General features: G+C 73.2%; 24 protein-coding genes. 14 read left to right on the plus strand and 10 right to left on the minus strand.

Features of this window, described 5'->3' with window-relative positions; genetic code table 11:
- Window positions 1-15 precede the first annotated feature (15 nt).
- The 6 genes from dnaG to FB554_RS08355 form a co-directional block, all read right to left on the minus strand.
- Window positions 16-1,914, minus strand: a complete 1,899-nt coding sequence (gene dnaG / locus FB554_RS08330; RefSeq protein ID WP_142005529.1) for a DNA primase — start codon at window positions 1,912-1,914, stop codon at window positions 16-18.
- 47 nt (window positions 1,915-1,961) lie between these two features.
- Window positions 1,962-2,999: an NAD(P)H-dependent flavin oxidoreductase gene (locus tag FB554_RS08335; RefSeq protein ID WP_142005530.1), complete on the minus strand. Its 1,038-nt coding sequence runs from the start codon at window positions 2,997-2,999 to the stop codon at window positions 1,962-1,964.
- 1,140 nt (window positions 3,000-4,139) lie between these two features.
- Window positions 4,140-5,381 carry a deoxyguanosinetriphosphate triphosphohydrolase gene (locus FB554_RS08340; RefSeq protein WP_142005531.1) on the minus strand — a complete coding sequence of 414 codons (1,242 nt, stop codon included), beginning with the start codon at window positions 5,379-5,381 and terminating at the stop codon, window positions 4,140-4,142.
- Complete coding sequence (locus tag FB554_RS08345) at window positions 5,378-5,851, minus strand: hypothetical protein (protein WP_236022342.1); 474 nt, start codon at window positions 5,849-5,851, stop codon at window positions 5,378-5,380. Before FB554_RS08345 ends, FB554_RS08340 begins: the two co-directional genes overlap by 4 nt.
- Before the next feature lie 5 nt (window positions 5,852-5,856).
- Complete coding sequence (locus FB554_RS08350) at window positions 5,857-6,273, minus strand: DUF3806 domain-containing protein (RefSeq protein ID WP_142005533.1); 417 nt, start codon at window positions 6,271-6,273, stop codon at window positions 5,857-5,859.
- A gap of 2 nt (window positions 6,274-6,275) precedes the next feature.
- Window positions 6,276-6,551, minus strand: a complete 276-nt coding sequence (locus FB554_RS08355; RefSeq protein WP_142005534.1) for a DUF2277 domain-containing protein — start codon at window positions 6,549-6,551, stop codon at window positions 6,276-6,278.
- Between the two features lie 83 nt (window positions 6,552-6,634).
- Here FB554_RS08355 and FB554_RS08360 point away from each other — a divergent pair, with 83 nt between their 5' ends.
- The gene (locus tag FB554_RS08360; RefSeq protein WP_142005535.1) at window positions 6,635-7,483 is read left to right on the plus strand and encodes a sulfurtransferase; all 849 of its coding nucleotides are present in this window, start codon (window positions 6,635-6,637) and stop codon (window positions 7,481-7,483) included.
- Between the two features lie 7 nt (window positions 7,484-7,490).
- Here FB554_RS08360 and dusB read toward each other — a convergent pair whose 3' ends face one another.
- A complete protein-coding gene (gene dusB / locus FB554_RS08365) occupies window positions 7,491-8,696 on the minus strand; it encodes a tRNA dihydrouridine synthase DusB (RefSeq protein ID WP_142005536.1) in 1,206 nt (401 codons plus the stop codon).
- A gap of 130 nt (window positions 8,697-8,826) precedes the next feature.
- Here dusB and FB554_RS08370 point away from each other — a divergent pair, with 130 nt between their 5' ends.
- From FB554_RS08370 to FB554_RS08400, 7 genes are all read left to right on the plus strand, one after another.
- Window positions 8,827-9,453, plus strand: a complete 627-nt coding sequence (locus tag FB554_RS08370; RefSeq protein ID WP_142005537.1) for a hypothetical protein — start codon at window positions 8,827-8,829, stop codon at window positions 9,451-9,453.
- Window positions 9,450-10,070, plus strand: coding sequence for an RES domain-containing protein (locus FB554_RS08375; protein ID WP_211344560.1), 621 nt, complete (start codon window positions 9,450-9,452; stop codon window positions 10,068-10,070). Before FB554_RS08370 ends, FB554_RS08375 begins: the two co-directional genes overlap by 4 nt.
- A 239-nt stretch (window positions 10,071-10,309) precedes the next feature.
- Window positions 10,310-10,627: a DUF6703 family protein gene (locus FB554_RS08380; protein WP_289230879.1), complete on the plus strand. Its 318-nt coding sequence runs from the start codon at window positions 10,310-10,312 to the stop codon at window positions 10,625-10,627.
- 45 nt (window positions 10,628-10,672) lie between these two features.
- Window positions 10,673-11,650 (plus strand): metal ABC transporter solute-binding protein, Zn/Mn family, encoded by a 978-nt coding sequence (locus FB554_RS08385; RefSeq protein WP_142005540.1) that lies wholly within the window; start codon window positions 10,673-10,675, stop codon window positions 11,648-11,650.
- Window positions 11,647-12,453: a metal ABC transporter ATP-binding protein gene (locus FB554_RS08390; protein ID WP_170206818.1), complete on the plus strand. Its 807-nt coding sequence runs from the start codon at window positions 11,647-11,649 to the stop codon at window positions 12,451-12,453. Before FB554_RS08385 ends, FB554_RS08390 begins: the two co-directional genes overlap by 4 nt.
- Entirely contained in the window at window positions 12,446-13,438 is a 993-nt protein-coding gene (locus tag FB554_RS08395; RefSeq protein ID WP_142005542.1) for a metal ABC transporter permease, read from the plus strand. The genes FB554_RS08390 and FB554_RS08395 overlap by 8 nt, the downstream gene beginning before the upstream one ends.
- On the plus strand, window positions 13,435-13,833 hold the full coding sequence (locus FB554_RS08400; RefSeq protein WP_170206819.1) for a Fur family transcriptional regulator: 399 nt from the start codon (window positions 13,435-13,437) through the stop codon (window positions 13,831-13,833). The genes FB554_RS08395 and FB554_RS08400 overlap by 4 nt, the downstream gene beginning before the upstream one ends.
- Before the next feature lie 408 nt (window positions 13,834-14,241).
- Here FB554_RS08400 and FB554_RS08405 read toward each other — a convergent pair whose 3' ends face one another.
- The 3 genes from FB554_RS08405 to recO are packed head-to-tail and all read right to left on the minus strand — an operon-like array spanning window position 14,242 to window position 16,344.
- Entirely contained in the window at window positions 14,242-14,784 is a 543-nt protein-coding gene (locus FB554_RS08405; RefSeq protein WP_142005543.1) for an AAA family ATPase, read from the minus strand.
- Window positions 14,785-14,791: 7 nt separating this feature from the next.
- Window positions 14,792-15,574 (minus strand): isoprenyl transferase, encoded by a 783-nt coding sequence (locus FB554_RS08410; protein ID WP_142005544.1) that lies wholly within the window; start codon window positions 15,572-15,574, stop codon window positions 14,792-14,794.
- Window positions 15,571-16,344 carry a DNA repair protein RecO gene (gene recO, locus FB554_RS08415; protein WP_142005545.1) on the minus strand — a complete coding sequence of 258 codons (774 nt, stop codon included), beginning with the start codon at window positions 16,342-16,344 and terminating at the stop codon, window positions 15,571-15,573. The genes FB554_RS08410 and recO overlap by 4 nt, the downstream gene beginning before the upstream one ends.
- A gap of 123 nt (window positions 16,345-16,467) precedes the next feature.
- Here recO and FB554_RS08420 point away from each other — a divergent pair, with 123 nt between their 5' ends.
- The 6 genes from FB554_RS08420 (at window position 16,468) to FB554_RS08445 (ending at window position 22,028) form a co-directional block, all read left to right on the plus strand.
- Entirely contained in the window at window positions 16,468-17,496 is a 1,029-nt protein-coding gene (locus FB554_RS08420; protein WP_142005546.1) for a putative sugar O-methyltransferase, read from the plus strand.
- A gap of 12 nt (window positions 17,497-17,508) precedes the next feature.
- Entirely contained in the window at window positions 17,509-19,077 is a 1,569-nt protein-coding gene (locus FB554_RS08425) for a phytoene desaturase family protein (RefSeq protein ID WP_142005547.1), read from the plus strand.
- A 48-nt stretch (window positions 19,078-19,125) separates the two neighbouring features.
- Window positions 19,126-19,770, plus strand: coding sequence for an alpha-ketoglutarate-dependent dioxygenase AlkB (locus FB554_RS08430; RefSeq protein WP_142005548.1), 645 nt, complete (start codon window positions 19,126-19,128; stop codon window positions 19,768-19,770).
- A gap of 84 nt (window positions 19,771-19,854) precedes the next feature.
- Window positions 19,855-20,601 (plus strand): polyprenyl diphosphate synthase, encoded by a 747-nt coding sequence (gene uppS / locus FB554_RS08435; RefSeq protein WP_142005549.1) that lies wholly within the window; start codon window positions 19,855-19,857, stop codon window positions 20,599-20,601.
- On the plus strand, window positions 20,598-21,158 hold the full coding sequence (locus FB554_RS08440) for a DUF1697 domain-containing protein (RefSeq protein ID WP_170206820.1): 561 nt from the start codon (window positions 20,598-20,600) through the stop codon (window positions 21,156-21,158). The genes uppS and FB554_RS08440 overlap by 4 nt, the downstream gene beginning before the upstream one ends.
- Before the next feature lie 63 nt (window positions 21,159-21,221).
- Entirely contained in the window at window positions 21,222-22,028 is an 807-nt protein-coding gene (locus FB554_RS08445; protein ID WP_142005550.1) for a maleylpyruvate isomerase family mycothiol-dependent enzyme, read from the plus strand.
- The last annotated feature ends 20 nt before the right edge of the window (window positions 22,029-22,048 follow it).

Genomic DNA, 22,048 nt, shown 5'->3' on the forward strand with positions numbered 1-22,048 from the left:
CAGGCTAGCCCGTGCCTAGCCCCGCGCGGCCCGCACCCCGTGGATCTCTCGCTGCAGGCGCTGCAGCTCGACCGACAGCGCCCGCACCCGCTCGAGGTCGTCACCCGCGCGCTGCAGGGCGCTCATGGCGTCGTTGATGCGCCGGGTGAGACCGGCCTCCTGCACCCGCAGCACGAGCGACTCGACGTAGCGCTGGGCCGGTCGCCCGGCGTCGTCGCGCTCGGCCGGGATGGTCGCCAGGGACAGCTCGCGCACCAGGCGCTCGAGCGGCTCGGGCGTCGCCTCGACGACCTCGCCGAGCCAGGTGGCGAGCGACCGCTCGCCGGGGCGGCCGACGTCGACCAGGGCCGCCATCACCGCGGCGTGGGCCGGCGCGGAGAACGCCTGCGGGTCGAGCAGGCCCCACTGCTCCTCGCCGATCTGCGCCGGGTGCTGGACGAGCACCATGAGCAGCTGGTGCTCGGCGTTGACGACCGCGTCGCGCAGGTCCAGCGGCGGGTACGCCGGCGCGGACCGAGCGAGATCGTCGCCCTCGTCCTGGGGCGGGGTCGGCCGGCTCGCCTCGGGCGGCTGCGGCACCCTCCCGGCGCGAGCGACCTCGGTGGACAGCTGCCCCACGTCGACGCCCAGCCAGCCCGCCACGGTCCGGGTGTACTCCGGGCGCAGCGAGCGGTCGCGGATGCTCTGGATGATCGGGGCGGCGGCGCGCATGGCCTGCACCCGGCCCTCGGCGTGGTCGAGGTCGAAGCGGGAGATGGTGGTGCGCACCGCGAACTCGAACATCGGCACCGCCGAGTCGACGAGGTCGCGCACGGCGGCGTCGCCGGAGCTGTGCCGCAGGTCGCACGGGTCCTGCCCGCCGGGGGCGACCGCGACGAACGACTGCGAGGCCCACCGCTGGTCGTCGCCGAACGCCTTCATCGCCGCCTTCTGACCCGCGGCGTCGCCGTCGAAGGTGAAGATCACCCTGGCGGGGGCCTGCCCGGCCTCGTCGCGCAGGATGCGCCGCAGCGTCTTGATGTGCTCGGCACCGAACGCGGTGCCGCACGTCGCGACGGCGTGCGTCACGCCCGCGAGGTGGGCGGCCATGACGTCGGTGTAGCCCTCGACGATCACGGCCCGGCGGTCCCCGGCGATGGACTTCTTGGCCAGGTCGAGGCCGTAGAGCACCTGGGTCTTCTTGTAGATCGGCGTCTCGGAGGTGTTGAGGTACTTCGCCTGGATGCGGTCGTCGTCGAACAGGATGCGCGCGCCGAACCCGATGGGGTCGCCGGTGATGTCGCGGATCGGCCAGATCAGTCGTCCGCGGAACCGGTCGTAGAGCCCGCCGCGCTGCCCGCGGCCGGCCAGCCCGCCGAGGACGATCTCCTCCTCGCTGAACCCCTTGTCGCGCAGGTGCCGGGCCAGGGTGTCCATGCCGCGCGGGGCGAACCCGACGCCGAAGTGGTCGGCCGCGGCGCCGTCGAACCCGCGCGAGCGCAGGAAGTCACGGGCGGTGCGTGCCTCGCCGGGTGCGCGCAGCTGCCCGGCGTAGAACTCGGCGGCGACGCGGTGGGCCTCGACGAGCCGCGAGCGCCGCCCGATCGACTCCTCGCGGGGGCGCTGGCCGTCCTCGTAGCGCAGCTCGATGCCGGCCTTGGCCGCGAGCCGCTCGACGGCTTCGGTGAAGGACAGGTGGTCGACCTTCATCACGAACTCGAGCACGTCGCCGCCCTCGCCGCAGCCGAAGCAGTGGTAGGCGCCCACGGCGGGCCGCACGGTGAACGACGGTGTCTTCTCGTCGTGGAAGGGACACAGCCCCTTGAAGGAGCCCGGGCCGGCCGGGCGCAGCGTGACGTGCTCGCGGACGACGTCGTCGATGGCGGTGCGCTCCTTGACGAGCGTGATGTCGTCGGCCCTGATCCGTCCGGCCATGGGGTCGCGTCCTCCTCTCGCTGCGACGAGTCTAGGTCCCGCCCCCGTCAGCGCCGGCGGTCGTCCACGGGGGCGAGCGCGGCGACGACCTCGGCCGCCGCGGCCGGTCGCAGCCCCTGCCAGCGGGTCCCCGCCCATAGGCTCACGAGCTGGTGGTCCTCGACCTTGGCGGCCGCGGCCCGGATCGGTTTGGTGAGCTGGTCGACGACAGGGAAGACCGGCACCGACTGGGCGTCGTGGTCGCGCACGAACTGGTTGCGCAGCCCCCGCGCCGGGCGGCCGGAGAAGGCCCGGGTGACGACCGAACGGTCCAGGGCCGGGTCCTGCAGGCCCGCCCGGTGGGCGGCGCTGGTGCCGGCCTTGTCGGCGAGCAGGAAGGCCGTCCCCGCCTGCACCGCGACCGCACCGAGCGAGAGGGCGCGGGCGGCCTCGCGCCCGTCGGCGATACCGCCGGCGGCGACGAGCGGCAGCGCCGAGACGCTGCGCACCTCGCGCAGCAGGTCGACGTAGGACAGGTCGTTGGGGATGGCGTCGACCCGGTGGGTGCTGCGGTGGCCTCCGGCCTGGCTGCCCTGAACGCACAGCGCGTCGGCGCCCTCGCGGGCGGCGGCGAGCGCCTCGTCGGCGTCGGTGACCGTCACCACGACGTCGCTGCCAGCGGACTGCAACCGGCGTACGACCTCGGCACCCGGGCAGCCGAACGTGAACGAGACGGTGTCGACCGGGTCGTCCACCAGCAGGTCGATCTTGTCGGCGAAGTGGTCGGTGTCGTCCCAGCGCGGCTGCGGCAGCTCGACCCCGAGCGCGTCGGCCACGGCGAGCAGCTCGCCGCGGTAGGCCTCGACGTCGGCGCCCTGCCGCTGCTCGTCGAGCCGGGCCGGCACGAACACGTTGACCCCGAAGGGGCTGTCGGTGAGCGCGCGGGTGGCGGCGATCTTCTCGCGCAGCGCGTCGGGCGTGAGATAGCCGGCAGCGAGGTAGCCGAACCCGCCGGCCGCGCTCACCGCCGCCACCAGCTCGGGCGTCGACGGCCCGCCGGCCATCGGCGCGGCGATCACGGGGACGCGCAGCGCGGACAGGTCCATGCCTCGCAGCCTAGGTGCTGCCGATCGCGCGGCGGCGCCGTCGCCCGACTATGATTGTGCCGCGCGCTCGGCGTCCGCGGAGCTCACTGATGCGGGAGCGCCTGGAGAGAAGCTACTGACACGGCGAAAATCGCCATTGCTCAGCGAGCGGTACTGCCCCCAGAAGCAGATCGCGTATAGCCCAGATGCCTGCCTCGGGGAATAGTTGTGCTCAATCAGGTACAACAAGTACTTCGCCCCTTTGACGAACGGCGCAGTGGAGACCGCCCCGGCTATCAACTGCCCGCTGGGCTCCGTCGCTCGATCAGGCTGCACCACACGGATCACGGCGTTCATCGACACAGACCCTTTGACGACCTTGGTGACCCGGATGCGCGCGACGGGCATCGTTGCCGGGTCAGATCTGCCCAACGGGTCCTTCGCGTAGGAAGTCGACCGAATCTCTAGGACCAAGCCTTCAACGACCAGTCGACTTTCCCTTGAGACCTCAGCCAGGCTCGTTGGTCGCACCGGCGCACCGTCGGGGACCCTTCCGGGATTAACTATTTCAACCGATACGCCAGGCGTGGTCGCAGACGGCTTGGCCGCAGCTGGGCCGGCGTCAGACCCGGTGCAGGAGGTCAGGGCGGTTGCGATAACAGCCCCAACCGCAACAACCCGCGCGATAGAGAGTGTGCTCATCACGGCCTCCACTACTTCCAGCCATAGATGCGCGCCACAGCCACGATATCATCGCGCTGTGGTGCTATGGCACGGCACACAAGGTAGTTGTTCTCGTCTGGGTACATAATCGATGCCAGTACATGTCATAGGTCGCCGATAACCAGAATGCCCCAACCCCAAGATGGTCGCGGAGGCTCAAGTAGGCGGGTCAGCCTTCCCCGGGCCACGGGACGCTTCTCCACCCCTGGGCGGCACGCCCGTGGGCACGCCCCCCTTCCCAAGGAAGATCTCCAGGTGCTTCTGATCCCCATGAACCAGGCCCGCGTACCCCCGTTCATCGCCGTGGGCCGGACGGGGGGGAGCTGGTCGGTACCCGCCGGCAGTGGCGGAACGGTCACGACGGTCTGGGCGCCCGCCGGTAGTGGTGACGCGCCTTGCATGCCCGTGGTGGCTGAGTCCCAGCGTGCGGGCCGCAGCCTAGGTCCAGCGCTGGGCCAGGGCGATAGCTCGGGCGTCGGTGAGCGAGGCCAGCTGGTCGATGACCACTCGGGCGCGGTCGGCGTCGCCGTCGCCCGCCTCGAAGTCCTTGTGGTGCAACGGATCCAGCCGGTCGGGGTGCGCGCGATAGACCTCGTGCAGCGCGGCGAGCAGCTCGCGCTGCTCCTGCAGGGCGATCTTGCGCTCCTCGGACATCAGGATGTAGTGCGCGCTCACCGCCTTGAGCATGAGCACCTCGGCCAGCACCTCGTCGGGCACCACGACGTCGGCGGCGAACCGGGTGAGCCGGCCGGTGCCGTACCGCTCGCGGGTGGCCAGCTCGACGCTGTGCACGAAGTGCCCGATGAGCCGGCTGGTGGTGTCCTTCAGCGCCGCGAACCCGGCCCGGGTGGAGTCGTGACCGGTCGGCATCGCCCCCGCGGTGAGCGCCCGGTCGAGCGCCGCGGCGAGGGCGGCGTCGTCGAAGTCGGTGCCGTACCAGCTGCGCGCGGCGGCGGCCACGGCCGCGACGGTCTGCGGGTCGCGCAGCGCGCGCGGGTCGATGATGCCGGACGCGACGGCGTCCTCGACATCGTGCACGGAGTAGGCCACGTCGTCGGACCAGTCCATGACCTGGGCCTCGAGGCAGCGCCGGTTCGGCTCGCCCGCGGGCGCCGGCAGCCGGATCCAGTCGAACGCCTCGAGGTCGTCCGCGTAGGTCCCGAACTTCGTTGTGGGATAAGGGGATTCGTCACGCCGCCAGGGATACTTGATCGACGCGTCGAGCGTGGCGCGGGTCAGGTTGAGACCCGCCGACCGGCCGTCGGGGTGCTCGCGCTTGGCCTCCAGACGGGTCAGCAGGCGCAGCGTCTGCGCGTTGCCCTCGAACCCGCCGATGTCGGCGGCGAGCACGTCGAGCGCGGCCTCGCCGTTGTGCCCGAACGGCGGGTGACCGAGGTCGTGCGCGAGGCACGCGGTGTCGACCACGTCGGCGTCGCAGCCGAGCGCCGCCCCGAACTCGCGCCCGATCTGCGCGACCTCCAGCGAGTGGGTCAGCCGGTTGCGCACGAAGTCGTCCATCGTGGGCCGGTGCATCTGGGTCTTCTGCGAGAGCCGGCGCAGCGCCGCCGAGTGCAGCAGGCGCGCCCGGTCGCGAGCGAAGTCGTCACGGTCCGCGCGCTTGAGCGCGGGGTCCTCGCGCACCCACCGCTCACGGGCGGCCGCGTCGTACCCGGCGGTCATGCGCCGACCGGTCGCCGGAGGCGAGCCCGCAGCGGCACCACCGGCGCGTCGAGGTAGCCCCCTGCCGCGAGCCCGGCGTCACGCTCGAAGACGTTGCGCGCGCCCTTGGTGCCGGTGCGCAGCACCGACCAGGCCATGGCGAGGACGTACAGCGGGACGAAGGGCAGACCGCCGCACACGGCGTACTGCCAGGCGTGCCGTTCCTCGTGCGCGAGCAGGCCGGGATAGACCTGCACCCGGGCCGGCCACTCGTCGGCGGTGAGCAGCACGTCGCCCACGGTGAACGCGCCGGCGCGGGGGAAGTCGAAGCGGTAGCGGTCGGCGAGCCAGAGCCCGCGCGGGCCGCGGCGCACCCGGCAGCGACCGAGCGCCGCCACCCCGAGCCCGAGCACGGTGGAGCCGTTGACCAGGTTGGCGAGGCGGCGCACCCGCTGGCCGCGGCTGAGGCGCTCGCTCGGCACGAGCGCCACCGGGGTCACTGCGCCTCGCCCTGCATCCCGGCCAGCAGGTTGGCGACCCACTCGTCCATCCAGCCCACCTCGGCGACCTCCCAGGCCGAGGCCACCGGGTCGACCGGGAAGAGGATGGCGTCCTCCTCCGGCGTCGCGACGGCCAGGTCGGTGCCCTCCTGGTCGGTCACCACCCGCCACTGCAGGCGGGTGCGCCGCACCAGGTGCTCACCCATCGCCATGCCGACCATCGTGCAGAACGGCGTGGGGTCCTCGCGGTCCTCCGGGTCGGTGTCGACCATGCGCTCGACGTAGGCGTCGTAGGCGCCGCCGATCGAGCTCACGTCCTCGACGTCGATGCCCTGCTGGGCGGCCTGCTCGAGCCAGCCGTCGAGGGCGCGTCGCTCCTGCGCGCCCACGGGCGCGATCTGGATGTCCTGCACGGTCAGCCCGCCGTGGCGTAGCGCTTGGCGGCGCGCGCCCGGGCCTTGGCCGCCTCGACCTCGCGGTCCTTCGGCGGCGCCGAGGTCACCAGGGCCTCGAGCAGCCCGCGGCTGGCCCGGGCGACGGCCTCGACCGCCGCGTCGAACGCCTCGGCGTTGGCCTGGGAGGGCTTGGTCGACCCGCTGATCTTGCGGACGTACTGCAGGGCCGCCGCGTGGACCTCGTCGTCGGTCGCCGGCGGGGCGAAGTTGTGAAGCTGTCGGATGTTGCGGCACATGGCCGAAGCGTTGCACATCCGCCTGTCCGGGGTGCCGCGCTCACCCCTCCCGGGCCGGTCGCCGGCGCCCTACGCTCGGGGTCATGACGCGCCCGGACGGCCCCCTCGTGAGCGCCGAGCACCTGCTGCGTGACCTCGACAGCGACCCGACGCTGGTGGTGCTCGACGTGAGCTGGCGGCTGGGCGAGGACTCCCTGCGCGGGGAGTACGACCGCGAGCACGTCCCCGGCGCCGCGTGGGTCGAGTTCGAGGAGGCGCTGTCCGGCGAGCCAGGCGAGGGCGGCCGGCACCCGATGCCCGACACCGAGACCTTCGCCGAGGCGATGCGGGTGGCCGGCGTCGACAACGACGAGCGCGTCGTCGTCTACGACCGCGACTCGGGGCTGTCCGCCGCGCGCCTGTGGTGGCTGCTGACGTACGCCGGGCACGAGGCGGTGCAGGTGCTCGACGGCGGCCTGCGCCGGTGGCGCGCCCTGGGTTACCCCGTGGACGACGAGCCGGTGACCCCCCAGCGCGGTGACTTCGTGGCCACCCCGCCGCACCGTGAGGTGCTCGACGCCGAGGGCGCCGCGGAGTACGCCGACCAGCACCTGCTCCTGGACGCGCGGCCGGGCGACCGGTTCCGCGGGCAGAACGAGACGATCGACCCGGTCGCCGGGCACATCCCCGGCGCGGTCAGCGCCCCGGCCCTGGCCAACCTCGACGACGACGGGCGCTTCCTCACCGCCGACGACCTGGCGATGCACCTGACCCGGCTCGGGGTGCGGCCCGGCACCAAGGTCGGGGTCTACTGCGGGTCGGGCGTGCAGGCGATGCACGCGGCGCTGGCGCTCGAGGCCTCGCAGATCGGAGTGCAGCCCGCGGTCTACGTCGGGTCGTGGTCGGAGTGGATCACCGACCCGGACCGGCCGGTCGAGAACCCTTCTGGCTGAACGGAACTCAGCCTCCGGAGACCGACAGCTCGGCGTCGCGCACCGCGTCGGCCGAGGCCCCGTCGAGGCAGCGCGAGCCCAGCCAGCCCTCGGGGAGCACGACCCGCCGCTCGGACCCGGCGCGGCCGCGCGGACCGTCGGCGCCCTCGCTCGGCCACTCCTGGTCCAGGTCGAGGGTGGCCACCAGGTCGTCCAGCGTCGCGAGCGAGGTGACGGTGGCGAGGCTGGAGCGCACGTGCGAGCCGACCCGGAATCCCTTGAGGTACCACGCGACGTGCTTGCGGATGTCACGGCAGGCCTTGTCCTGCGAGCCGTGGAACTCCGCGAGGTACTCGGTGTGCCGACGCATCGTGGCGCACACCTCGCGCAGCGTCGGGCGCACCCGCTCGGCGGACCCGGCGAAGGCCGCGGCCAGGTCGGTGAACAGCCACGGCCGACCGAGGCAGCCGCGCCCCACGACGACGCCGTCGCACCCGGTCTCGCGCACCATGCGTACGGCGTCCTCGGCCGACCAGATGTCGCCGTTGCCGAGCACCGGCACCGAGGTGACTGCCTGCTTCAGGTCGGCGATGGCCGACCAGTCGGCCTGGCCCGAGTAGGCCTGGGCGACGGTGCGTCCGTGCAGCGCGACCGCGGCCGCCCCCTCGCCCTCGGCGATCCGGCCTGCCTCGAGGAAAGTCAGGTGGTCCTCGTCGATGCCCTTGCGCATCTTCACGGTGACCGGGATGTCGTACGGGCTCGCCTCGCGCACGGCCGCCGCGACGATCCCGCGGAACAGGTCGGTCTTCCACGGCAGCGCTCCCCCGCCGCCCTTGCGGGTGACCTTCGGCACGGGGCAGCCGAAGTTGAGATCGATGTGGTCACAACGGTTCTCGCTCGCCAGCAGGTGCACGGCACGGCCGACCGTGGTCGGGTCGACGCCGTAGAGCTGGATCGAGCGCGGGTCCTCGTCGGGGTCCTGCTCGATGAGCTGCATGGTGACCGGCGTGCGCTCGACGAGGGCGCGCGAGGTGATCATCTCGCTGACGTAGAGCGAGGTCGCGCCCGAGGCGCCACCGGCCGCGGAGCCTTCGGCGCCGTACTGCCGGCACAGCCGCCGGAACGCCCGGTTGGTGATCCCGGCCATCGGGGCGAGCACCACGGGAGAGGAGATGACGTGCCGCCCGATCTGCAGCGGCGGCAGCACGGGAGCGGGGGCGAGCACCTCGGTCATAGCCCGGACATTCTCGCCCAGCCGGCCCCTGCGGACCGAATCGAGCGGAGGACAGCCCGGCCCAGACGCATCCGTTCGCATCCGTTCGCAGCGCGATGCGCTCCGGTGCACACGGGCGTACGATAGGGGCATGAGCACCGTGGACCGCGCGGCCGACCCGGCCGCCCTGCTGCGCCGGCTCGTCACCAACGCCTCGGTCGAGGAGCTGGAGTACCTGCATGCCATGACCGCGCCGGACGTCTCCCGCGCGCGGCCGCTCGGCGACCCGGCCGCGGCGCCGCTGCCTGCGGACGAGGCCGCCGCCCTCGTCGAGCACAGCGGCCTGCCGCAGGAGCGCTCCCAGCAGCTCGCCACGACGCTCGCCAGCCCCGCGCAGGTGCGCGCCACGGCGGCCGCCGCCCGCCTGGCCACGCTCGCGACGTTGCTGCGCCAGACCCTCGACGCGGGCGCCGCCGCGCGACTGGTGGGCCGCCACCGCAGCACGATCACGCGCGCGATCCAGCAGCAACGCCTGCACGCGGTCCACACCGGGCACGGACTGCGCATTCCGTCGTGGCAGTTCGTCGACGGCGGCTTTCTTCCCGGGCTCGACCAGGTCGTGCGGGCCATCCCCTCGGAGGTGCACCCCTCGACCGTCGAGGCGCTGATGCGCACGAGCCTGGACGAGCTGGACGGGCTGACCCCGATCGCCTGGCTGGCCTCCGGGGGCGCACCCGACCCGGTTGCTGACCAGGTCGCTGCGCTCAGCGCCTGGTGAGCGCGAAGTACCCCGCGGCACCGACCCGGCCGCTGCAGCACTCGCCCGGCGATCTGGTCGAGCACACCGGGCCGGTCTTTCGCATCGCCCGCACCAGCGGGGACCACGTGCTCCCCTGGAACGCGCTGCGCGGTTTCGGGTGGCTGCCGTCGATGCGCTGGGACCCGCACCCGGACAGGATGCGCGAGCAGCCCCAGCACGCGGTGATGTACGCCGCGACCACCGTCGGCACAGCCGCGGCGGAGGTCTGGCAGGACCTGCGGGTCATCGACACGATCAGCGGAGCGCCGGTGCTGATCGGTTGGACGCCGGCGCGCCCGCTCCGGCTGCTCGACCTGAGCGGCGACTGGCTCGTCCGGCAGGGGGCTGCGCGCTCGCTGGCGCACGGACCCAAGGAGGTCTGCCGAGCCTGGGCGCGCACGATCCACGACACCTGGCCGGACCTGCACGGACTGCGCGTCGACTCGACGATGACGGGCACCAACCTCGTCCTGTTCGAGCCCGCCGCACGCTGCGGCCCGTCGGCGCCCGACCTGGTCCGCCCGCTGGCCGACCCGACCGTGATCGCGCTGCTCGCGGCGATCGCCACCGAGATCGGCTACGACCTGCTGGTCTGAGGGACGAACGGTCCGGGACGAGGTCACGGCGCACCTGGGGCGTCCCGTCGCACCCGGGGGAAGGAGACTCCGAGCGCGCCGCCTCAGCTGCGCCGTGACCGATGTCGCAAGGGATCGGAGGGGAGGGTGTCCTCGCGACAAGGCCACGGTAGGTCGGCGGGGGTGGGCGAGAGAACCACGGCACTTCCCGGTTTCCGTCAAGAGTTGGTCAAGTCCCGGGCGGTGGCTACCCTCGCCCCGTGCCGCCCGCAGACTCCCGCCCTTCCGTGCGTACGAACGCCTTCCGCAGCAAGGTCGAGCACGCGAGCAACGGCGTGCTGCAGAAGCTGGCGAAGCTCCCGCCCGCCGCGCTGCTCGTCGCGGCGCTGGCCATCGCGCTCGTCGGGGCGCTGGTGCGCGGCGTCGTCGGCGCGATCTGCTTCGGACTGCTGACGCTGTTCCTCGCCTGGCTGCTCTATCTCACCTGGCCCCGGCTCGCACCGCTCGACCGGCTGATGCGGCTGGCGGTGCTGCTGCTCACCGCCGTCGTCATGGTGGTGCTGGCCGTCCCGCGCTGACGCCGCGCGACTCGCAGTTGACAATCATTCTCACTTCTCCTGAGAATGATTCTCGTGAAGCTCCCTGCTGCCCTCCCCGCCCTCGCCCTCGCGGCGACCGCCGCGCTCGCCGGTTGCGGCACCTCGGGCGCCGGTGGGCCTGGCTCCGGCGGTGGCGACCGTCCCACGGTGGTGACGGCGGCGTACCCCCTGGACCTGCTCGTCCGCTCCGTCGGCGGTGAGCACGTCACCACGCTCAACCTGGCCAAGCCCGGTGTCGAGCCGCACGACCTGGAGCTGACCGCCAAGAACGTCGCGGCGATCGACGACGCGTCGCTGGTGGTCTACAGCAAGGGGTTCTCCACCGCCGTCGACACCGCGGCGAAGGAGCAGGCCGGCGACCGCGCGTTCGACGTGTCGGGGCCCGCGCGGCTGACCCCCACCCCGTCGGTGGAGCCGGTCGGCGAGGGCGACGCCGAGCAGCACCACGCCGACGACGGCCACGACCACGGGTCCGAGCCGGGCGCCGTCGACCAGCACTTCTGGCTCGACCCGCAGCGCTACGCCGCCGTCGCCACCGCCGTCGCCACGCGCCTCGGCCAGGTCGACCCGGCCAACCGAGCCGACTACGAGCGCAACGCCCGCGCCTTCAGCGGCCGGCTCACCACGCTCGACCGCGAGCTCGTCACCGGCCTGCGCTCGTGCCCGCGCACAGAGCTGGTCACGAGCCACGCCGCGTTCGGCTACCTCGCCCAGCGCACCGGCCTGTCGCAGGTGCCGATCGCGGTCTCCCCCGGCCAGGAGCCCGACCCGGCCGCGCTGGGCCGGATCTCCAGCTATGCCAAGGCGCACGGCGTCACCACGATCTACACCGAGCCGCTGGTGAGCTCCGACTTCGCCGACGCGATCGCGCGCAGCACCGGCGCGCGTACGGCCACGCTGGACCCGGTCGAGAGCATCACCGACCGTTCGGCCGGCGGCGACTACTTCGCGGTCATGCGCTCCAACCTCTCGACGCTGCGCACCGGACAGGGATGCTCATGACCGACACCACCCGCCCCGTGATCGAGCTGCGGCACGTCTCGTTCGGTTATGCCGACCGCGCCGTCGTGCGCTCGATCGACCTCGACGTGCGGCCCGGCGAGGTCGTCGCGCTGCTCGGGCCGAACGGCTCCGGCAAGTCCACGCTGGTGCGCGGCCTGCTCGGCCTCACCGACCAGCTGGGCGGCGAGGCGACCGTCCTCGGGCAGCCGCTGCGCGACCTGTCCGAGCGCTACCGCATCGGGTACGTCCCCCAGCGGCACACCCTCTCGGGCTCGGTGCGCGCCACGGTCGAGGAGGTGGTCGCCGTCGGGCGGCTGCCGCACCAGGGCTGGTTCGTCCGGCGTACTCCCGAAGACCGGCGCGCGATCACCGAGGCGCTGGAGCTGGTCGGCCTGGCCGAGCGGGCCGGCGACGACGTGTCGACCCTGTCCGGCGGCCAGCAGCGCCGGGTGCTGATCGCCCGCGCGCTCGCCGCCGAGCCCGACCTGCTGATCATGGACGAGCCGACGGCCGGCGTCGACGAGGCGAGCCAGCGGGTGCTCGCCGAGGTGCTGCGCCGGCTGACGGCGAGCGGCCGCACGCTGCTGATCGTCACCCACGAGGTGGCCGCGCTGCGCGACGTCGTCACCCGCATCGTCGAGCTGACCTCCGGTCGGGTCAGCTTCGACGGCACGCCCGAGCGCTACGCCGAGCACCGGCGCGAGCAGATCGTCGGCAGCCACCCGTGCCCGCCGACCGACCCCCCGCACGGGAGCCACCTGCCGAGCGCAGGCCCGCTGAGCACCGGAGCCGACCATGCTTGAGCTGCTGCAGTACGACTTCATGCAGCGGGCGCTGATCGCCGCACTGCTCGTGGGCGTGGCCGCGCCGATGGTCGGCATCTTCCTGGTGCAGCGCCGGCTGGCGCTGATCGGCGACGGCATGGGCCACGTCGCGCTCGCCGGCGTCGCCGTGGGTGTGGTCACCGGCCAGCAACCGGTCTTCACCGCGCTCGCGCTGGCAGTGGCCGCGGCCGTGCTCATCGAGCTGGTCCGGGCGCGCGGGCGCACCAGCGGCGACGTCGCGCTGGCGGTGATGTTCTACGGCGGGATCGCCGTGGGCATCGTGCTGCTGAGCCGCGCCGGCAGCGAGACCCCGGCCAACCTCGACTCGTTCCTCTTCGGCGCCATCACCACGACGAGCCCGACGGACGTGCGCGTCTTCGCGGTGCTCGCCGCGGTCATCCTGCTGGTCACCTGGATCATGCGACCGCGGCTGTTCGCCGTCGCCGGCGACGAGGAGTACGCCCGCGCCACCGGCATGAACGTGCTCGCCGTCAACCTGACGCTGGCGATCCTGACCGCGGTCACCGTCGTGGTGTCGATGCGCGTCGTCGGGCTATTGCTGATCAGTGCGCTGATGATCGTGCCGAACGCCGCCTCGCAGCTGCTCACCCGCAGCTTCGCGAGCGCGCTGCGGCTGGCCGTGCTCATCGGGGTCCTGTGCAGCGTGGGCGGGGTCGTGGTCTCCTACCACGCCGAGACCCCGTCGGGCGGCACCATCGTGGTGCTGACCGTGCTGGTGTTCGTGCTGGCGTCGTTCGCGACCTGGGCCGTGGCTCGGGTGCGGGCGGCGCGCCACGCGGAGTCGTCGCACCACGCGCACGAGCACCGGCCCGGCTGCGGCCACCGTGCGGTGCCGCACGGCGACCACGTGGACTACCTGCACGACGGCGAGCGGCACGCGGCGCACGCCGACCACTGGGACCGGCACGACGAGCCGGCCCCCACCGCGAGGAGGGAATCGTGAGCGAGAGCACCGGACGGCGACCCACCCGGCAGCGGGCAGCGGTCACCGAGACGTTGTCGGAGATCGACGACTTCACCTCGGCGCAGAGCCTGCACGAGCGGCTGCGCACCAAGGGCGCCTCCGTCGGTCTCGCCACCGTCTACCGCACGCTGCAGACGATGGCCTCCGACGGCGAGGTCGACGTGCTGCGCACCGACGAGGGCGAGGCGGTCTATCGCCGCTGCAGCACCGGGCACCACCACCATCTGGTATGCCGCGACTGCGGACGCACAGTCGAGGTCGAGGGCCCCGCGGTCGAGCGCTGGGCCGCCCGGGTCGGCCAGGACCACGGCTTCACCGACGTGGAGCACACCGTCGAGCTGTTCGGTCGCTGCGCGGACTGCTCGAGGGGCTGAGTGGGCTGAGGCGTGCGCGCACCGGCGCGTATCCCCCGACATCGGCGCGTACGACGGTCGGCGCGCCCCACGTGACGTCAACAACCCCCGATATCGGCCCTTGTGACCGCTCCCCCGCCCCGCCGCACGTCACAACCCCCGGAATCGGCGCGTACGACCGGCGCCATCGGGTCGATACCGACCCCATCTGCCCGCCCAAACCCCCCCCCCCCGGACGTGACGTTTCGGGTCGATACCGACCCCATCCGCCCGCCCAACCCCCCCCCGGACGTGACGTTTCGGGTCGATACCGACCCCATCCGCCCGCCCAAACCCCCTCGGACGTGACGTTTCGGGTCGATACCGACCCCATCCGCCCGGCCGCCCACCTCGCGCGTGATGCGTCGTACGTCCGCGCCGGGCAGACTGTCAAAGGAACTTCCCCTGCGACGAGCTCGTACGCTCGCGCACCGGGCCGACCGCCTGGAGGACCCGGTCCACCACGCCGCCCACGTCGTACTCGCCGCCGAGGACAACCTCGCCGGGCACCCCGAGGACATCCGACTCCAGGAACCACTCACGCAGCTTGGTGGAGTCGACCTCTGACGCCAAGGGGCGCCCTGCGTGCCGACGCAGGGTCTCCTCCAGCGGGACGTCGAGGTAGAAGACGTGGGTCGGGCCGTCGTGCCGGCCCATGAGCCTGCGCAGCATGTTTCCGTAGTGGCCGGAGTACAAGATCCCCTCGAGGATCACGTGATAGCCGATCTGCAGACAGTGCTGTGCCGTCTGCTCGATGAGGCCGATGTTGTCGCCGTCGGGGACGTCGTGCTCCCGAAGCACGACCCGTCTCAAGTGGTCCTGCCCGACGTTCGCGGCCCCGCGCCCCATCCGTCGCTGCAGCTCGACCGCCACCGTCGACTTGCCGGATGCCGAGTTGCCCCTGATCACGATCAGGTGCTGGTCCACGGACATGCCCGGTCTACGGGGTCGCGGTGCGGTCGACGGCGCCGCCGTAGCGGCGGTCGCGGGCGGCGTACGTCTCGATCGCCTGCCACAGGTGGGTGCGGTCGAAGTCGGGCCAGAGGGTGTCGAGGAAGACCATCTCGGCGTAGGCGGACTGCCACAGCAGGAAGTTGCTGGTGCGCTGCTCGCCCGAGCTGCGCACGAACAGGTCGACGTCGGGGGTGTCGGGCCAGTCGAGGTTGCGGGCGATCGTGGCCTCGGTGATCTTGTCCGGCTTGAGCCGGCCGGCGGCGACCTGCTCGGCGATGCGGCGGGTGGCGGCGGCGATCTCGGCGCGGCCGCCGTAGTTGACGCACATCTGCAGCGTCATGACGGTGTTGTGCTTGGTGCGCTCCTGCGCGCTCTCCAGCTCCTTGACGACCGAGCGCCACAGCCGCGGCCGCTGCCCGGTCCAGCGGCAGCGCACGCCCCAGGAGTCGAGCAGGTCGACGCGGCGGCGGATCACGTCGCGGTTGAAGCCCATCAGGAAGCGGACCTCGTCGGGCGAGCGCTTCCAGTTCTCGGTGGAGAACATGTACGCCGACAGCGTCCCCACGCCCGCCTCGATCGCGCCCGCGACGACGTCGATCAGCTGCGCCTCGCCGGCCTCGTGGCCCTTCGTGCGCGGCAGCCCGCGCGCGTTGGCCCACCGCCCGTTGCCGTCCATCACCAGCGCGACGTGCCGGGGCACGATCTCGGGCGGCAGCTGGGGCGCTCGGGCGCCGCTTCGGTGGGGCGGCGGCGGGACGGGCGTGCTCATCGGGCTCCTGCACGGTCGGCGGGCGGTGCCGGCAGAGCGGGGGTGCCCCGGTCGACCAGGCGCAGCGAGCGTACGCCCCGCTCCAGGTGCCAGTGCAGGTATGCCGTCACGAGTCCGCTGGCCTCGTTGCGCGTGCGCGGGTCGGCGGCCACGGCCGTCGCCCAGTCGCCGGCGACCAGCGCGCCGAGCAGCACGAACGTCTCGGGGCGCGGCGCCGCCGAGCCCGGCGGCCGGCACGACGGGCAGACCGCGCCGCCCGCCGCGAGGTTGACCGCCCGGTGCGGGCCGGGCGCGCCGCAACCTGCGCAGTCGCGGAACGACGGGGCCCACCCGGCGGTCGCCATCGCGCGCAGCAGGTAGGAGTCGAGCACCAGCCCCGAGTCGTGGCGCCCGGCGGCCAGCGCCGCCAGACCGCCCGCCAGCAGCGTGAACTGCCGCTGCACCGGCTCGCGCTCCTCGGTGAGCCGGTCGGCCGTCTCGAGCATCGCCGCGGCGGCGGTCCACGCGGAGTAGTCGGCCGCGACCTGCTCGCCGTACGGCGCGAGCATCGCCGCCTGGGTGATCGTGTCGAGCGAACGCCCTTGGTAGCACTGCAGATCCACGACCATGCCCGGCTCGAGGCGCGCCCCGAACTTGGACTTCGTACGTCGCACGCCCTTGGCCACGGCGCGCACCTTGCCGGTGCCGCGGCACAGCATCGTGACGATCCGGTCTGCCTCACCCAGCTTGTGGGTGCGCAGCACGATCGCGGCGTCACGGTAGAGGGCCATCGGTCCATTCTCTCCCGAGGGCGCACCGCCTCCGACCACCCCGCCCGGCGGGTCGCCCGTCACGTGCGACCCGCCGGGCGGGCGTGTGAGGATGTCTGCGCCACCCCCGACCCTGGAGGATCGATGACCGACTGGGCCCAGCTGACCACCCGCTCGCTCGACGAGCTGCGCGGGGTCGACGAGACCTACCGCCCCACCAACTTCTGGGGCCCGGGTGTCGACAAGCTGCTGGACGACATGCGCACCCTCGGCCTCGACAGGTTCAAGTCCTGGCCGGCCGCCTCGATCTGGTTCTACCCGCTGTACGGCAACGGCTGGACCAACGCGACCCTCGGTGCCCTCCTGCCGAAGGCGCGCGAGGTCAAGGGCACGGCCGACGAGTCCTTCCTGCGCTCGGCGCTGACCGGGTGGCACGAGGCCCGTCGCGACTACGACGTCGCGGCCGTCGGCTGGGACCAGGAACGGTGGCCGTTCGACCTGCGCACCCACGGCGAGAGCCGCGTCGGCACGCCGTGGCAGGCGTTCGGGCTCGACGTGGGCACCCACGCCACGTTCGGCCGGGCCTACGCCAACTACCTGCTGTGCCTGTCGGCGCTGTCCCACCACGTCGCCGGCCCGCCGCGCAGCTTCCTGGAGATCGGCGGCGGCTTCGGCGTGCTCGGCGAGATCGTCATGCAGCGCGACCCCAACGCCCGCTACGTCGACCTCGACATCCCGCCGCTGCTCACGGTCGCGTCCTACTACCTCACCGAGCTGTTCGGCTCGCGGGTCACGCTCTACGAGGGCGAGACCGCCGCGCCGGGGCCGATCACGGTGCCGGGCAGCGGGGTGCTCCCGAACTACCGGATCCAGGACCTCGACAGCGAGTTCGAGGTGTTCGTGAACTCCTTCTCCTTCCAGGAGATGGAGCCGCCGGTCGTCGACCACTACATCGACCAGGTCTGCTCCAAGGGCATCCGCTACGCCGTCTCGCTCAACTCGCGCAACGGCAAGCCCAAGGCGCAGAAGGCCGGCGACTGGGGCGCGCTCGACCCGGTCACGTCGGCCCAGATCATCGAGATGTTCGACCGTCGCGGGCTCGAGCTCGTCGGGCAGTACGACGCGCCGTACGTCCGCAGCGCCGGCCAGCTCAACGTGTTCCGCCGGCGCTGAGCGAGGGTCGTCGTGCCTGCCGGGACCGAGCGACGTGACGTCGTCGTCGTGGGCGGCGGGCACAACGCGCTGACGGCTGCCGCATACCTGGCCCAGGCCGGGTTGTCGGTGCTGCTGCTCGAGCGCGACGACCACCTCGGTGGCGCCACCGTCTCGGCCGAGGCGTTCCCGGGCACGGGGGCGCGGCTGTCGCGCTACAGCTATCTCGTGAGCCTGCTCCCGCAGCACATCATCGACGACCTCGGTCTGTCGATCACGTTGCGTCGCAGGCGTTTTGCGTCCTACACCCCACGGCCCGGCAGCGACGTGGGCCTGCTCGTCGACAACCACGACGCTGGCGCGACACGGCGTTCGTTCGAGGCGATCGGGGCTGGCGGCGACCACGCCGGGTTCACCGACCTGTACGACCGCACCACCCGCCTCGCGCAGGCGGTCTGGCCGTCGGTCACCGGCCCGCTCCCCCGGCGCAGCGAGCTGCGGCGCGCGCTGGGCGACGACGCGACCTGGGACGCCTTCGTCGAACGCCCGCTGGGCGAGGTGATCGAGCGCAGCGTGCGCGACGATCTGGTGCGCGGCGTCGTGCTCACCGACGGCCTGATCAGCACCTTCGCCCGCGCCCACCAGGCAGACCTGCAGCAGAACGTCTGCTTCCTCTACCACGTGATCGGTGGGGGCACGGGCGCCTGGGACGTGCCGGTCGGCGGCATGGGTCAGGTGTCGGGCGCGCTGGAGCAGGCCGCCCGCGCGGCCGGCGCGACCCTGGTCACCGGCGCCGAGGTGACCGGCGTCGACGGCGACGGCGTGGTGACCTATGTCGAGGGTGGGGAGCAGCGGCAGGTGCGGGGGGCGTACGTGCTGTGGGGCGGCGCTCCCGGTCACCTCGCGCGGGTGCGCGGCACCGAGCCGCCGCCCGCCGAGGGCGCACAGATCAAGGTCAACCTGCTGCTGTCGCGCCTGCCGCGGCTGCGCGAGACGGGCGTCGCCCCCGAGGCCGCGTTCGGCGGCACCTTCCACGTGCACGAGTCGTACGCCCAGCTGGACTTGGCGTACGCCCGCGCCACGTCGGGCGAGCTTCCCGAGCCGGTGCCCGCCGAGATCTACTGCCACTCCCTCACCGACCCGAGCATCCTGTCGCCGGGGCTGCGCGAGCAGGGCGCGCACACGCTGACGGTCTTCACCCTGCAGACGCCGCACCGGCTGATCGATCACGCCCGGCCCGACCAGCAGCGGGCGCGGTGGGAGCGCGCGGTGCTCGACTCGATCTCCTCGGTGCTCGCCGAGCCGCTCGACGACGTGGTGCTGCGCGACCCGAGCGGCCGTCCGTGCGTGGAGACCCGCACCACCCTGGACCTGGAGCGCTCCCCCGGCATGCCGGGCGGCAGCATCTTCCACGGTCCGCTCGACTGGCCGTTCGCCGAGGACGACGAGCCGCTCGACACGCCTGCCGCACGGTGGGGCGTCGCGACGGATGACCCGCGAATCCTGTTGTGCGGTGCGGGATCTCGACGAGGTGGCGGCGTGAGCGGTCTCGGCGGGCTGCACGCGGCGCAGGCGGTGCTCGAGACGACACGCCGCGGCTGACCGCCCGCGGCCGTTGCGCGCGTCGAACGCCTGTTCTAACCTGGCGCCATGTCCGAGCTCGCGCTGCAGGGGTCTCTGCTCGACCAGGTCGAGGAGGTCGGGCTGCGCCCGCTCGGCGGGTCCGTGCGGCGCACGCCGCTCACCCGCGGCGCGTGGGTCGACCTTCGGCCGGGCTGGCTCACCGGCGCCGACGAGCTGTTCGCGCGGCTCATGCCCGGCGGCGCCGGCGGGGTCGACTGGCACGGCGAGCGCCGGCAGATGTACGACCGCGAGGTCGACACCCCACGCCTGCTCCGGTTCTACTCCGAGACCGAGGCCTGGCCCGACCCGGTGCTGACCGAGGCCCGCGACCAGCTCTCCCGGCACTACGCGGCGGAGCTCGGCGAGCCGTTCCGCACCGCGGGCATGTGCCTCTATCGCGGCGGCCGCGACTCGGTCGCCTGGCACGGCGACCGCATCGGCCGCGGCAACACCCACGACACGATGGTCGCGATCGTCTCGGTCGGCGCGCCGCGCACCCTCGCCCTGCGCCCGCGCGGCGGCGGCGAGTCGCTGCGGTTCGTCCTCGGCCACGGCGACCTGATCGTCATGGGCGGCTCCTGCCAGCGCACGTGGGAGCACGCCGTGCCCAAGACCGCCAAGCCCGTCGGGCCGCGCATCAGCATCCAGTTCCGCCCGCGCGGCGTGCGGTAGCCGCCTGGCGCCTTCCGCCCATTCCGTTCCGGCCTCCGCGCGCCTCCCCGGCGCCCGGCCGCACCGGTCGTACCGTTCTTGGCCATGAGTGTCGCGACCATGCTGCAGCGCCGGATGGGGCGTCGGCGCCTGCACGCGCTGCCGGTCCGCCCTCGGCACGTCGGCGTGGTCGTCGACGGCAACCGCCGCTGGTCCAAGGCCGCCGGATACACCGACTCCTCCGTCGGCCACAAGGTCGGCGCCGAACGGGTCGGCGACCTGCTCGGCTGGGCCGAGACCGCCGGCATCGAGCACGTGACGGTCTATCTGCTCTCGGCCGACAACCTGCGCGAACGCCCGGCGCACGAGCTGGCCGGCCTGCACACGGTCCTGCGGCAGGTGCTTCCCCGGGCGATCGAGCGCGCGGGCAGCTGGCGGATCCACCTGTCCGGCGACCCGCGGCTGCTGCCCGAGGAGGTGGCGCACGACCTGCGCGCGGCGCGGGAGCGTACGTCCTCGCGGCCGCGCCACGTCACGCTCGCCGTGGGCTACGACGGGCGGCAGGACATCGTCGACGGGGTGCGGGCCGCGCTGCTGCGCGCCCCCGGCTCGGCCGACATCGCCGCGCTGGACGCCGACCAGATCACGGCCGCGCTGCCCGGCGGCCCGGTCAAGGACATCGACCTGGTCATCCGCTCCAGCGGCGAGCAGCGCCTGTCGGGCTTCTGCCCGTGGCAGACCCAGGGCGCCGAGATCTACCTCAGCCCCAAGCTGTGGCCGGCGTTCGCCCGCCGCGACTTCGCCGCCGCGCTGGCGCACTTCGCGGCGGCGCGCGGGCGTCAGGCCGGGTGAGCGGCCTCGCCGCGCTCCTGCTGCGCGGCGTCAACGTGGGCGGGGTGACGGTGCGGTCGGCCCCGCTGCGCGCGTGCCTGGAGTCGATCGAGGGCGTCGAGCAGGCCGCGACCGTGCTCGCCTCCGGCAACGCCGTGGTGCGCACCGGTCTCGACCCGGAGCCGCTGCGGGTCGCTGCCGAGGCCGCGGTGGAGCGCGACCTCGGAGCCCACGTCCCGCTCGTCGTCCAGACGTTGGCGCAGGTGGACGACCTGGTGGCCACGCTGCCGTACGCCCTCGACGACGAACGCACCCACGCCTACGTCACGCTCGCGCAGACCGAGGGCGGGCTCGACCCGTGGGTGCGGCTGGCCGTCGAGCTCGACCAGGAGCACACGCGCCTGAGCCCCACCGCACTCGCCTGGACCTGCCCGGTCGGCCGGTCGCTCGACACCCCGTTCGCCAGGGCGCAGGGCCGTGGACGGCTGCCCGGCTCGACCGGAGAGACGGCGCCGATCACGACGCGCAACGCCCGCACCCTCGCCCGGCTCCAGGCCACGGCCGACAAGCTCGGCTGACCGCAGCTCAGCTGCCCGAAACCCGCGCGACACGCGGCATGCCGCGGCCCTACGTTCGGCCGCATGAGCACACTCGACTTCCTCGGTCACCTGCAGACCGAGTCCGCCATGTTCTTGGACGCCGCGCAGGCGGCGGACCCGGCCGCCCGCGTGCCGAGCTGCCCCGACTGGGACGCCGACGACCTGCTGTGGCACCTGGGCGAGGTCCAGTGGTTCTGGGCCACGATCGTCGCCGACGACCTGCGCACCGGTCAGCAGATCGAGGACCTGGTCGAGCCCGAGCGTCCGGCCGACCGTGCGGGCCTGCTCGCGTTCTACCGCGAGCAGAGCCCCCGGTTGCACAGCGTCGCCGCCGAGGCCGACCCGGCAGAACCCCGCTGGATGTGGGTCTCCGACGAGGCGTTGCACGACGTGGCGTACGTCCGGCGCCGGCAGGCCCACGAGGCGCTCGTCCACCGGGTCGACGCGGAGCTGACCGCCGGCTGGCTGATCAGTCCGATCGACGTCGGGCTCGCCGCCGACGGGGTCGACGAGGCGGTCGTCGTGATGTTCGGCAACCACCCGTCGTGGGGCACGTTCACCCCCGGCGACCAGCGCGTCCGCGTGCGGGCGACGGACGCCGAGCGCAGCTGGCTGGTGCGGCTCGGACGATTCGCGGGTACGTCCTCGCAGGGCGAGGCCGTCGACGTCCCCTCCTGGCAGGCGGTCGACGACGACGGCCGAGCCGCCGACGCAACCGTCACCGGGTCCGCCGCCGACCTCGACCTGTGGCTGTGGGGCCGGCCGGTCATCGGCAGCGAGCCGGTGCTCACGGGCGACCAGCAGGCGCTGGCGACCTTCCGCGCGGTGCGCGACGACGGCGTCGGCTGACCGCCCGCCGAGCAGACCGG

This window comes from Barrientosiimonas humi, assembly GCF_006716095.1.
GTDB classification, from domain to species: Bacteria; Actinomycetota; Actinomycetes; order Actinomycetales; family Dermatophilaceae; genus Barrientosiimonas; species Barrientosiimonas humi.